Origin of the sequence: Mycobacterium sp., assembly GCF_035653355.1 — a bacterium.
GTDB lineage: Bacteria > Actinomycetota > Actinomycetes > Mycobacteriales > Mycobacteriaceae > Mycobacterium.
In genome coordinates this window covers 1-11,758 of sequence record NZ_DASRBZ010000315.1, presented here as the reverse complement: position 1 = coordinate 11,758, position 11,758 = coordinate 1, and the positions used below count along the sequence as shown (strand labels likewise).

Genomic DNA, 11,758 nt, shown 5'->3' with positions numbered 1-11,758 from the left:
GTGGACCCGCGAGCTCACCGAGCGCCGAACTCACAACGACACTGCAATGCGCAATCGCCTGGCAGATGATCCGCACCCGATGCAGTTCCACAACGCGCTGCGCGCCGTGCGCGACGTGGTGGCGCAGCATCCGGACGTTTACGTGGTCAACGAGGGCGCCAACGCGTTGGACATTGCCCGCAACGTCATCGACATGCACGCGCCGCGGCACCGGCTCGACAGCGGAACATGGGGAGTAATGGGCATCGGCATGGGGTACGCCATCGCCGCGGCCATCGAAACCGGACAACCGGTGGTCGCGATCGAGGGCGATAGCGCATTTGGCTTCAGCGCCATGGAATTCGAGACCATTTGCCGCTACCGACTGCCGATCACCGTCGTCGTCCTCAACAACGGCGGCGTCTACCGCGGCGACGAGGCCGCGACAAGCGGGACCGATCCGGCGCCGACCGTCCTCAGCGCCCACGCGCGCCATGAATTAATCGCAGAAGCATTCGGCGGCAAGGGGTATCACGTCACCACCTCAGCCGAGTTGCAATCGGCCCTCGCCGAAGCGGTGGCGTCCAACGCGCCGGCGATCGTCGACTGTGAACTCGACCCCGCCGCGGGCACCGAAAGCGGGCACCTGACCAGTCTCAACCCGAAAAGCGCAGCCACACCCACCGCCTGATCCCCGGTTATCGTCGTTGCTACGGTAGCTGATACCATTGCTGTCTCGAATCCCAGCTGCCCGTTCGGCGCAGCCCGACATGCCGAAGGTTGAGGACATGCCCAAGCCCGTCATCGTGAGCGCGGTGCGGACCGCCATCGGGACATCGTTTAAAGGCTCGTTGGTCAACACACCCGCGGAAGTGCTGGCAACCACCGTGCTGCAGGAAGCGGTCCGCCGATCCGGGTTGGAGCCCGCCGCCATCGACGACGTCATCTTGGCCGAGTCCCATTACGGCGGCGGCGATTTAGCGCGATATGCGGCCGCGGCCTCGGAACTGGTGTCGGTGCCCGGGCAGGCGGTCAATAGGCATTGCGCAGGGAGCCTGACCGCGGTCGCCAACGCGGCCGCCCAGATCGGCTGCGGCGTCGAGCGCGTGCTGGTGGCCGGGGGAGTGCAGTCGCTATCGACCGGGCCGCTGATGAACTGGCGCATCCCCGGGCCGAGCCTGGAGTTCGAGGAGCGCTGGATGCCGCCGTCGCATCCAGAAACCCCGGACGCGCCGACCCGCGACATGTCCATCACCGTGGGCTGGAACACGGCGAAAGCGGTCGGGATCACCCGCGAAGAAATGGATGCCTGGGCGTTGCGGTCGCATCAGCGCGCGATTGCCGCAATCGACGACGGCAAGTTCGTCGACGAGATCGTGCCGCTGAAGACCCAAGGCGCCGACGGGACGCTGATCGAGTTCAGCGTCGACGAACACCCGCGCCGCGACACCAGCATGGAAAAGCTGGCCTCGCTGAAGGTTCTCCATCCCGAAATCGACGGGTTTTCCATCACCGCGGGCAACAGCAGCGGCACCAATGACGCCGCCGCTGCCCTGACCCTGACCGACGAGGACTTTGCCCGGTCAAAAGGACTCACCGTGTTGGGCAGCGTCAAGACGTGGGCGGCGGTTGGCATCGAACCGCGCGACACCGGGCTGGGTGCGGTCCGGGTGATCGGCAAGGTGCTGGACCGAGCCGACCTGTCCCTCAACGACGTAGCGCTGTGGGAGATCAACGAGGCGTTCGCCTCCGTGCCCATCGCCGCTTGCCGCGAGTACGGGCTCGACGAGGACCTGGTCAACGTCTACGGCAGCGGCTGCAGCCTGGGCCATCCCATCGCGGCCACCGGGACGCGCATGCTCACCACACTCGTACACGAACTGGGCCGCCGCGGCGGCGGGGTTGGCGTGGCCGCGATGTGCGCCGGCGGCGGTCAAGGCGGGGCCGTGGTGATCGAGGTCTAGCCGGACGCCTGGCGCTTCGACTTCGTCTTGTTACCAGAAGCTTTCGCGTTCTGCTCGATGAGACGGCTGGCGTGATCGAGAATGCAGTTGAGGCCGTATTCGAAGTTGATGTCGTCGGGCACACCGATACGGTGACCCTTCTGAGTCAGTTCCGCGATTAGCGGCATGGTGGCCGGGTCGATGACACGCGACGCGCTGCCGGGGTGCGGTGTGTCGCCGGCCGACTTTGCTTGCAGGCGTTCGAGGACCACCGAGCCACGGGTGTGCACCGAGATCGAGGCATAGGTGTCGAAAGCGTCCTCGGGCGACAGCCCAGCCTCGACCAGGGTGGCAACCGCCTTCTCCAACTTCTGGAAAGCGGCCTGGGTGGCCTCTTTTCCGAACGTTCCCCGAATCAGAATGAGATCGCAGAGGATTGGATTGTTCCGGAAAGTCTGGCGCATCTTGTGGGCGTGGTCGTGCAACGAGTCGCGCCAGTCCCGGCCTTCGACGAACGGGGTAGCGAAGTCGTACTGACCAAGCGCGCGGTCGGTCATCGCGTTCAGCAGGTCGTCCTTTTTGCGGAAGTACCAGTAGATGCTTGTCACACCGACGTCAAGGTGCTTGGCCAGCAGCGGCATGCTCAGGTTGTCGATCGACACTTGCTCGGCGACTTCAAAAGCGCCGTTGAGGATTTCGTCGACGCTGATGGATCCGCGCTCGCGCCGCTGCCTTTTCTCGGCGACTGCCTGCTTAGCCAATTCGGGCGACCTCCTTGAGGTTCTGCGCTGCCCGGCGGGCGCACGTCAGCCGCTTATCGTATCAGCTATGGTAAGCCTTCTGGTAACGGCTACCCGGGTCAGCGCAGCGGCAAGCCGGTGATCGCCCTGCTCATGACCAGCCGTTGGATTTCGCTGGTGCCTTCGAAGATCGTGAAGATCTTGGCGTCTCGGCGCATGCGCTCCACCGGGTATTCGCGGGTGTAGCCGTTACCGCCGAGAATTTGCAGCGCTTCGTCGGTGACGTACACCGCCGTCTCGCTGGCGACGAGTTTGGCCATCGAGCCCTCTGCGGCGACGAACCGCTTGTTGTTGCGGGCCATCCACCCGGCCCGCCACACCAGCAGTCGCGACGCGTCGATCCTGGCCTTCATATCCGCCAGCTTGAATGCGATGGCCTGGAAATCGCCGATCTTCCGGCCGAACTGCTCGCGCTGTTGCGCGTACTCCAAGGCGTATTCGTAGGCTGCACGCGCCACTCCCAACGCCATCGCGCCCACCGCAGGCCGGGTCCGCTCGAACGTCGTTAGAGCCGCGTGGCGCCCGGCGCTCTTCCCTTCGCGCGCACGAGCAATGCGTTCGTCGAACTTTTCCTTTCCCCCGACGATCAACCGGCCCGGGATCCGCACGTCCTCCAAAATCACCTCGGCAGTGTGCGACGCGCGGATGCCGTGCTTGGAGAACTTCTGTCCCTGCCGGAATCCGGGTGTATCCGGCGGAATGATGAAGGTCGCCTGCCCCCGCGTACCCAACTCGGGATACACCGATGCGACCACGATGTGCACGTTGGCGATACCACCGTTGGTAGCCCAGGTTTTCGTGCCGTTGAGCACCCACTCGTCGCTCGCCTCGTCATAGCGCGCGCGGGTCGCGATCGCGCCGACGTCGGAGCCGGCGTCCGGTTCCGACGAACAAAACGACGCCAGCTTAGGCTCGTCGACGGTGCCGAACATCTGCGGAAGCCACTCGGCGAGCTGCTCTTGAGTGCCGGTAGCCGCCAGCGACGCCGCAGCCAGCCCAGTTCCCAGGATCGACAACGCAATCCCCGCGTCACCCCAGAACATCTCCTCGAACACCGTCAGCATGCCTAGCCCGCTCGGTTCGGCCGCCTGGGTAGCAAACAGGTCGATGGAGTACAGGCCCACCTTGGCGGCTTCCTGGATGATCGGCCATGGCGTCTCTTCGCGTTCGTCCCATTCGGCAGCTGCCGGCCGTACCACGTCGGCAGCGAACTCATGAACCCAGTCCCGAACATGGATCACGTCGTCGGAGAGATCGAGCGAAAACGTCATCGCTGTGTTCCTTATCTGTCGTGGTGCGGGCCGGAGGCGGTTCGTCGCGGCAGGCTTACTGCCTCAGCGCGGGCCGGAACGCCATCCACCTCTCTTAGTGAACAGTTGTACACCACATCAGGTCCAGCTGGCCACGCGGGTCCCTAGGCGACCAGCAGCGGCGCAATCCAGCTGAGCTCACCGGGCAGCTGGGAGCTCCAGAATGCGGCGTCGTGTCCACCGGGCGAGAAGCCGCCCGCTGGCGGGTTGGGCAGCTGGGCGACGAATTGCCGGGTCGCCGTGTAGAACGGGTCGCTATTGCCGCAGTCCACTCGGATCGGGATCGACGCCAAGGCGGGCTGGCCGAACACCGAATTGGCCGACCAGTCGTCGGCGCCGTCGAACGCGCCGGGCGCGGTGGCCCCTGGCGACAGCCACAGCGCGGGGCTCACCGCGCAGACGGCCGCGGTGCGCGCCGGTCCCAGCCTGCTGCCGAGCAGCAGGGCGCCGTAGCCGCCCATCGACCAGCCCAGAAACGCCACCCGCGAGGTGTCCAACCCCTGCGTGTTCAGCATGGGGATGAGCTCGTTGAGCACCATGGCGCCTGAATCCTCGCCGGAAGCCCTTTTGTGCCAATAGCTACCGCCGCCGTCGACGGCGACCACCGCGAACGGCGGCAGGCCGGCTTTGACCGCCTGGGCGAGCCCCTGCTCGACGCCGCCGGCCATCACCGTGGCCGCATCTGAGCCCTTGCCGTGCAGCGCGATGACCGGCCGCAGTGGTTTGGTCTGGCCCGGCGGGCGGGCGATCGCCCAATTGGTTGGTATGCCGCCGCGCGCCGCCGACACGAAGGAGCCGGTGGCCATGGTGGGGGCCGCAGCCGGTGCCGGAGCTGGTTCCAGTGGTGGGGCCGGCGCCAGCGGAATCCCGGTGGCCGCCATCGACACCGGCGCGGCAAGCGAACGCCGCGGACGAAGCTGCCCGCCAAGCGCATAAGCGCCTACCGCTCCGGCGGCCGCGCTGGCGCCCAGGCGCAGCACGCTACGACGGGTCAAGTCGGGCATGCGGGCATCATAGGTGGCGCCGCTGCTCCCCACCGCATCGCTCGGCATCTCCAAGCGGGATGCCGGCGCCAGGGCGTTTGTCCGAAAGGCCAATGCGGTACCTGGCTGGCTGGCAGCATGACGGGAGTGACCGCAGCTGTTACTCCGAAGGGAGAACGCCGGCGGTACGCGCTGGTCAGCGCGGCCGCCGAGCTGCTGTGCGAGGGTGGCTTCGAGGCGGTGCGGCACCGGGCGGTCGCGCGCCGGGCCGGTCTGCCGTTGGCGTCGACCACCTACTATTTCTCGTCTCTGGACGACCTCATCGCCAGCGCGGTCGAACACATCGGCATGTTGGAGATCGCCCAGCTAAGGGCTCGGGTCGCGGCCCTGTCCCGTCGCCGCCGTGGACCGGAGACCACCGCCGATGCGCTGGTTGAACTGTTGGTGAGTGAGGAACCGGGTCCTGGTCTTCGAGACCAGCTGATCTCTCGCTACGAGCGCTACATCGCGTGCGCGCGTCTTCCCGCGTTGCGTGATATCCAGCGCCGGATCGTGCGGCAGCGGGCTGATGCTATCGCCGAAGCCATCGAGCGATCGGGTCGCTTGGTGCGCATGGAACTGGTTTCCACCCTGATATGCACGGTCGACGGCGCGGTCATCTGCGCATTGGTGGACGACCGGCAGGACCCACGCAATGTCGCGCGCTCCACGCTGATCGAAATCATCGATGCCCTGGCGCCGGTTGAGCAGCCGCCGATCGCGATTTAGCGCCAATGGTGGCCCGGGCCTTATCGCGCCATCGAGCCTTGCGGGCTGACGGCGACGTGGCGGTCGAGGAACGACAGCAGAGTCTCGGCCGCTTGCTGGTGGCCGGTGAGGAAAGCTTCGTAGTGGCCGCCGGGTAGCAGGGCCAGCTCCCCGCGGGGCGCTCGATGCGCAGCGCGGATCGCGGGTTTCGGCGGAGCGACGCCGTCGTTCTGGTAGGCGACAACCAGCAGTGGACACCTGATACGCGAAGCGTGGCGACCGGGTCGTTGCAAGCCGATCTCCAAGGCCGCCCGCGCGTTGACAGCCTGACGCCATTCCGGATATCTGTTGCCGGGATTGAGTGCCGGGCCGCTATTGAGCGAATCGGGCGTGGTGAGCGAGGCGACCGTGCCGCGCGGCCCCGCGAGCGGCACCAGAACCGGCTCTCGGCCGACCGCCGTGCTGACGGTGTCCGCGAGGGCGCGAGCCGTAAGCCGGGTCAGCGCGAACGGTGTCATGTGGCGAAAGGCGTTGGGCGCCGAGGCCGGCCCGTCCGCCAGCGGAGCATGGGCGATCGCCGCAGCCAACCCAGGGTTGCGGGCGGCGATGCTGAAGACGTGTCCGCCGGATAAAGAGAAGCCCCAGATCGTCAGCTTGGTGGGGTCGACGTCCGGCAACGTCGCGGCGAACGTGATCGCGGCCTGCCAATCGGCTAACTGCTCGCCGATGCGCACCAACTGCCGGGGCATGCCGCCGCTTTCCCCGAGGTGGCGATAGTCGAAGGCGAGCACGGTATAGCCTGCGTCGTTGAACACCTTCGCGAAACGATCGGTGCCCGGCTCTTTGGTCACGCCGAGGCCCCCGGCCATGATGACGCATGCCCGATTGCGTCCCGGGTAGTGCCAGGCGGCGCAGCGGGTGTCGCCGCTGGAGAAATGAACTTTGATCCGACTGCTCGACATGGTCGATAACCCTTCGTCCGAAAGGCCAAATGCGCCCGTACCAACCTGCATGCCCTATGCATACAGACTGTATGTACGTATTTGGACAATACATACTGGCTGTATGAAAGGCAACGCCTCATGACGGATCGGCGCACTCAGGCGATGCGGTCGGCCGAGACACGAGCGGCGCTGATCGCCGCTGCGCGCCCGTTGTTCGCCGCGCACGGCTACTCCGCAGTGGGCACAGAAACCATCGTGCGTACCGCCGGTGTCACCCGCGGCGCGTTGTATTACCACTTCGCCGACAAAGTCGAGCTGTTCGCCGCAGTCTTCGAGGCGGTCGAAGCGGAGGTCAGCCAACGCATTGGGGAGGCTGTCGCCGCAGCGGACCAATCGGACCCACTGGTGGTCATGCGACTCGGCGCCAACACGTGGCTGGATGCGTGCGCCGAGCCGGAAATCCACCAGATTGTGCTTGTCGACGCTCCGGCCGTGTTGGGTTGGGCACGGTGGACGGAAATCGGCAACCGCTACAACATCGGTCTGGTTCGAGCGCTGCTCGCCCATGCGATCGAGGTCGGCCGTATTCCACCGCAGCCACTGGATGCCACTGCCCATACCCTGCTGGGCGCACTGCGGGAAGCAGCGTTGTACCTGGCGCGCGCTGACGACCACGAGCAAGCGCGCCGCGACACCGGCGCCGTGATCGAGCGGCTGATTCAAGCGCTAGCGGTCGGATAACAATCCTCCAGCGGTCGAGGTACCCGTGTCAGGGCGACGCCGCGCAGCTGGCCGACGCGCCGGATTAGTTCTCTGGGGAAAGGATTTGCTGCCGAAGCGCTTCCAATTCGAGCTGGGCCTGCTCGAGAAGTGCAGTCAGGCGGGCGAGCCGATGCTCCACTTCCTCAATGTCACGGCGGTCCGCCTGCGGCGCGGCCAGATCAGTGGGAAGCGATGGAGTGACGATGTAGCCGGTCGCGAAATCGCCGTAGATCGTCATGTCGTCGCGACGGTGATACCAGTACAGCGCTATGTACGCGCAGAGCACGGCGTCGACCGGATCCTCGGCGCCATCCAGCTGGACGGGGCGAGTCGCCGCGGTCACCCTGTTGCGCAACTCGACCCAGGCCACGTTGTGGTTCACCCGCAGTCGCGGCGTCGCCTCGTCCAGTCGCTCGATCAGCGTCATCAACCGCAGCAGCTCGCGCTGGCGCGTTCCTAGCGGGCCGCGCTTGTACTTCAGCGTGCGATCCAAGCCGAAAAGCACGACGGCGGCTGGATGCGGGTAGACCTCGATGGCTCGCCGCCTCGCCTGGGAGTGCGGGTCCATATCGAGGGCGAGCGCTTGGGCCAGCCTGGCTCCGCGCGGAACACCCGCGAACTCGGGTCTGCCTGTGTAGGCCGGGCGTGCACCCGCTTCGAACTTGCCGAAATCGCGGTTCAGCGCCTTCTCGCAGGGCCGGTACCCAGTCGGATTCTTCACAATCAGCGGTGCGTCGAGTGCAACCAGGCATTCGTCGCGGGCATACGGTGACAGCGCGTTCTGGATGCTCGCGTCGTCGTGGGCCGTACCGACGTGCACCAACCGACCGTCGGCGTCGACCACGGCAACACCGCTCTGGTTGATTTCGCCCCACGCGAGGTCGACGCCCACGAAGTACATTCGCCCAGCTTGCCGCATCGCGACCGTAAGCTGTGTCGTTGTGAGCATGCCCAACGTGCTGGCCGATCGATACGCCAGCGCCGAGATGGTGGCGATCTGGTCGCCGCAGGCCAAGGTCGTCGCGGAACGGCGACTGTGGCTGGCGGTGCTGCGCGCCCAGGCGGAACTCGGTGTCGGCGTGTCTCCGGATGTGATCGCCGACTACGAGCGGGTCCTCGAGGATGTCGACCTCGCCTCAATCGCCGAGCGTGAGCGGGTGTTGCGCCACGACGTCAAGGCCCGCATCGAGGAGTTCAATGCGCTGGCCGGCCACGAGCACATCCACAAAGGCATGACCAGCCGCGACCTCACCGAGAACGTCGAGCAGCTGCAGATCCGTCGCTCGTTGGAGCTGGTGTTCTCCCACGGCGTCGCGGTCGTGGCCCGGTTGGCCGAACGGGCCGTTGCCTACCGGGATTTGGTGATGGCCGGGCGCAGCCACAACGTCGCCGCCCAGGCCACCACATTGGGCAAGCGGTTCGCCTCGGCCGCTCAAGAGACGCTGATCGCGCTGACCAGGCTGCGCGAGTTAATCGACCGCTACCCGCTGCGCGGCATCAAGGGCCCGATGGGCACCGCCCAAGACATGCTGGACCTGCTGGACGGCGATGCGGCCAGGCTGGCCGAGTTAGAGCGACGGGTAGCCGAATTCCTCGGTTTCTCAACAGTTTTGACCAGCGTCGGGCAGGTGTATCCTCGCTCGCTGGACCACGATGTGGTGTCGGCGTTGGTGCAGTTGGGCGCCGGCCCGTCGTCGCTGGCGCACACCATCCGGCTGATGGCCGGGCATGACCTGGTCACCGAAGGGTTTGCACCCGGGCAGGTCGGGTCGTCGGCGATGCCGCACAAGATGAACACCCGCAGCTGCGAGCGGGTCAACGGCCTGCAGGTGGTGCTGCGCGGTTACGCGGCGATGACGGCCGAACTCGCCGGGGCGCAGTGGAACGAAGGTGACGTGTTCTGCTCGGTAGTGCGCCGAGTTGCATTGCCCGACAGCTTCTTTGCCATCGACGGGCAGATCGAGACTTTCTTGACGGTGCTCGACGAGTTCGGCGCCTACCCCGCGGTGATTCAGCGCGAACTGGACCGCTATCTACCGTTTTTGGCCACCACCAAGGTGCTGATCGCCGCGGTGCGCGCCGGCATGGGTCGCGAGGCGGCGCATGAGGTGATCCGCGAACATGCTGTGGCGGCTGCGCTGGCCATGCGGGAAGGCGCCGAGCCCGATCTTTTGGAGCGGCTGGCCGGCGACCCACGGCTGCCGCTGGATCGCGACGCGTTGGACGCTGTGCTGTCCGACAAACAGGCGTTCGTCGGAGCCGCCGGCGACCAGGTCGACGCGGTGGTGGCGGAAGTGGACGCGCTGGTCGGTCGATACCCGGACGCGGCCAAGTACACCCCGGGTGCCATCCTGTAGCGCCATGACGACCTCTGTTGCGCTCACTGGTCCTCTTTCTCAGATCGACTTCACCGATCTGGACAACTTTGCCAACGGATTTCCTCATCACCTGTTCGCGGTCCACCGCCGCGAAGCGCCGGTGTTCTGGCATGAGCCGACCGAGCACACACCCGACGGAGAAGGCTTCTGGTCGGTAGCTACCTACACCGAAACCCTTGCCGTACTACGTGATCCGGTGACGTTCTCCTCGGTGACCGGCGGCGAGCGTCCCTTCGGCGGCACGGTGCTGCAGGACCTGCCGATCGCCGGACAGGTGCTCAACATGATGGACGATCCCCGGCACACCCACATCCGTCGGCTGGTCAGCTCCGGGCTGACTCCGCGGATGATCCGGCGCGTGGAAGACGACCTGCGATCGCGGGCGCGTCGGCTGCTCGATGCGATTGAGCCCGGCAGGCCGTTCGACTTCGTCGTCGATATCGCCGCCGAACTACCGATGCAGATGATCTGCATCCTGCTGGGCGTACCGGAAGACGACCGACACTGGTTGTTCGAGGCGGTCGAGCCCGGATTCGATTTCGGCGCCTCCCGCACCGCGTCGATGCCTCGGTTGAACGTCGAGGACGCCGGATCGCAGTTGTACGCCTACGGGCAGAAGCTGATCGCGCGCAAACGCGCCGAACCTGCCGACGACATGCTGTCGACGGTCGCCAACGCCACCATCGACGATCCCGACGCGCCGGCGTTGTCCGATGCCGAGCTCTACCTGTTCTTCCATCTGTTGTTCAGCGCGGGCGCCGAGACCACCCGCAACTCCATTGCCGGCGGCCTGCTCGCCTTGGCCGAACACCCCGAACAGTGGCGCCGGCTGCGCAACGATGTCGAGTTGTTGCCGACAGCGATCGAGGAGATGGTGCGGTGGACGTCCCCGTCGCCGTCCAAGCGGCGCACCGCCACCCGGGCGGTCACCTTAGCTGGCCAGTCGATCCTGGCCGGTCAAAAGGTCTTGGTCTGGGAAGGCTCAGCCAACCGCGACGAAGCAGTGTTCGACCGCCCCGATAAATTCGATATTGCTCGAAAACCGAACCCGCACCTGGGCTTCGGGCAGGGTGTGCACTACTGCCTCGGCGCCAACCTGGCGCGGCTGGAGCTGCGGGTGCTCTTCGAGGAGTTGCTGTCGCGCTTCGACACCGTGCGTGTTACGGCGCCCGTCGAATGGGCGCGCAGCAACCGGCACACCGGCATCCGGCATCTGATCGTGGAACTGCTCGGCCCGTCGTGAGGCTGCGGTTCAGCGACATCGAGCCGGCACCAGATGTTTTCGCGGCGGTCATGGCGACCGGCATCTTGTCGATCGCCGCGCGCAATCATCAGTACACCTGGATCAGCCAAATACTCGATACCCTGGCCATCCTCGCTCTGCTGGTACTGGTTGTTTTGGTGATCGCGACCGCCGCGGTCGAGCGCCGGATTGCCGTATGGGACTTCACTGATCCCGATGTCACGCTGCGGCTGTTCACGTTCGTTGCCGCATGTGCGGTGCTGGGCAGTCGGCTGGCCTCGCAGCTGATAGTCGCCCACGTCCTCGGTGCGATAGCGTTGTCGGCTTGGCTCGTGCTGATGCTGATCACCGCGCGCAACATGTCGGCCACGCCGTGGCCGGCGCTGCGAAACCGTTCGCACGGTGCTTGGGAATTGGCCAGCGTTGGCACGTCTGGCCTGGTGATCGTGATGGTGCTGCTTGCCTATTACACCGGGCACCGGTGGTGGCTGGCGGTTGCCGTACCGCTGTGGACGGTGGCGATGGGCCTCTACGGCCTGATGACAGCGCTGATTTTGTGGCGCGCCGTGGCGGAGCGAAAGGATCGCGACGGATTCGAGCCGGATACCTGGATTCTGATGGGCGCGTTGGCCATTGCCACACTGGCCGGCGACTACATCCACCTGCTGG

12 protein-coding genes are annotated in these 11,758 nt (G+C 66.0%); 7 read left to right on the top strand and 5 right to left on the bottom strand.

Features of this window, described 5'->3' with window-relative positions:
- The coding region (locus tag VFA16_RS11000) for a thiamine pyrophosphate-dependent enzyme (protein WP_324967835.1) at window positions 1-670 on the top strand (670 nt) is incomplete at its 5' end.
- 97 nt (window positions 671-767) lie between these two features.
- Complete coding sequence (locus VFA16_RS10995) at window positions 768-1,943, top strand: thiolase family protein (RefSeq protein ID WP_324967834.1); 1,176 nt, start codon at window positions 768-770, stop codon at window positions 1,941-1,943.
- Here the strand turns inward: VFA16_RS10995 and VFA16_RS10990 are convergent.
- The 3 genes from VFA16_RS10990 to VFA16_RS10980 form a co-directional block, all read right to left on the bottom strand.
- Window positions 1,940-2,683: a TetR/AcrR family transcriptional regulator gene (locus VFA16_RS10990; RefSeq protein ID WP_324967833.1), complete on the bottom strand. Its 744-nt coding sequence runs from the start codon at window positions 2,681-2,683 to the stop codon at window positions 1,940-1,942. The two genes, VFA16_RS10995 and VFA16_RS10990, sit on opposite strands and share 4 nt — an antisense overlap.
- A gap of 98 nt (window positions 2,684-2,781) precedes the next feature.
- The gene (locus VFA16_RS10985; protein WP_324967832.1) at window positions 2,782-3,993 is read right to left on the bottom strand and encodes an acyl-CoA dehydrogenase family protein; all 1,212 of its coding nucleotides are present in this window, start codon (window positions 3,991-3,993) and stop codon (window positions 2,782-2,784) included.
- 143 nt (window positions 3,994-4,136) lie between these two features.
- Complete coding sequence (locus VFA16_RS10980; protein WP_324967836.1) at window positions 4,137-5,084, bottom strand: alpha/beta hydrolase; 948 nt, start codon at window positions 5,082-5,084, stop codon at window positions 4,137-4,139.
- Between the two features lie 69 nt (window positions 5,085-5,153).
- On the opposite strand from VFA16_RS10980, the gene VFA16_RS10975 reads away from it, so the two are divergent.
- Complete coding sequence (locus VFA16_RS10975) at window positions 5,154-5,783, top strand: TetR/AcrR family transcriptional regulator (RefSeq protein ID WP_324967831.1); 630 nt, start codon at window positions 5,154-5,156, stop codon at window positions 5,781-5,783.
- A gap of 20 nt (window positions 5,784-5,803) precedes the next feature.
- On the opposite strand, the gene VFA16_RS10970 is transcribed toward VFA16_RS10975, so the two are convergent.
- Window positions 5,804-6,724, bottom strand: coding sequence for an alpha/beta hydrolase (locus VFA16_RS10970; protein ID WP_324967830.1), 921 nt, complete (start codon window positions 6,722-6,724; stop codon window positions 5,804-5,806).
- 120 nt (window positions 6,725-6,844) lie between these two features.
- On the opposite strand from VFA16_RS10970, the gene VFA16_RS10965 reads away from it, so the two are divergent.
- Window positions 6,845-7,447, top strand: a complete 603-nt coding sequence (locus VFA16_RS10965) for a TetR/AcrR family transcriptional regulator (RefSeq protein WP_324967829.1) — start codon at window positions 6,845-6,847, stop codon at window positions 7,445-7,447.
- Window positions 7,448-7,511: 64 nt separating this feature from the next.
- On the opposite strand, the gene VFA16_RS10960 is transcribed toward VFA16_RS10965, so the two are convergent.
- Complete coding sequence (locus VFA16_RS10960) at window positions 7,512-8,369, bottom strand: DUF429 domain-containing protein (protein ID WP_324967828.1); 858 nt, start codon at window positions 8,367-8,369, stop codon at window positions 7,512-7,514.
- A 40-nt stretch (window positions 8,370-8,409) separates the two neighbouring features.
- On the opposite strand from VFA16_RS10960, the gene purB reads away from it, so the two are divergent.
- The 3 genes from purB to VFA16_RS10945 all read left to right on the top strand — a co-directional run.
- The gene (gene purB, locus VFA16_RS10955; RefSeq protein WP_324967827.1) at window positions 8,410-9,825 is read left to right on the top strand and encodes an adenylosuccinate lyase; all 1,416 of its coding nucleotides are present in this window, start codon (window positions 8,410-8,412) and stop codon (window positions 9,823-9,825) included.
- Between the two features lie 4 nt (window positions 9,826-9,829).
- Entirely contained in the window at window positions 9,830-11,089 is a 1,260-nt protein-coding gene (locus VFA16_RS10950; RefSeq protein ID WP_324967826.1) for a cytochrome P450, read from the top strand.
- Window positions 11,086-11,758 (top strand): tellurite resistance/C4-dicarboxylate transporter family protein (locus VFA16_RS10945; protein WP_324967825.1); only part of this gene is annotated, 673 nt, incomplete at its 3' end. The genes VFA16_RS10950 and VFA16_RS10945, both read left to right, overlap by 4 nt.

Bases quoted from the DNA above. Each gene is read 5' to 3' on its own strand.
- VFA16_RS10985 (WP_324967832.1), bottom strand. From the start codon at position 3,993: ATGACGTTTTCGCTCGATCTCTCCGACGACGTGATCCATGTTCGGGAC.
- VFA16_RS10950 (WP_324967826.1), top strand. From the start codon at position 9,830: ATGACGACCTCTGTTGCGCTCACTGGTCCTCTTTCTCAGATCGACTTC.
- VFA16_RS10965 (WP_324967829.1), top strand. From the start codon at position 6,845: ATGACGGATCGGCGCACTCAGGCGATGCGGTCGGCCGAGACACGAGCG.
- VFA16_RS10980 (WP_324967836.1), bottom strand. From the start codon at position 5,084: ATGCCGAGCGATGCGGTGGGGAGCAGCGGCGCCACCTATGATGCCCGC.
- VFA16_RS10975 (WP_324967831.1), top strand. From the start codon at position 5,154: ATGACGGGAGTGACCGCAGCTGTTACTCCGAAGGGAGAACGCCGGCGG.
- VFA16_RS10970 (WP_324967830.1), bottom strand. From the start codon at position 6,724: ATGTCGAGCAGTCGGATCAAAGTTCATTTCTCCAGCGGCGACACCCGC.
- VFA16_RS10995 (WP_324967834.1), top strand. From the start codon at position 768: ATGCCCAAGCCCGTCATCGTGAGCGCGGTGCGGACCGCCATCGGGACA.
- VFA16_RS10960 (WP_324967828.1), bottom strand. From the start codon at position 8,369: ATGTACTTCGTGGGCGTCGACCTCGCGTGGGGCGAAATCAACCAGAGC.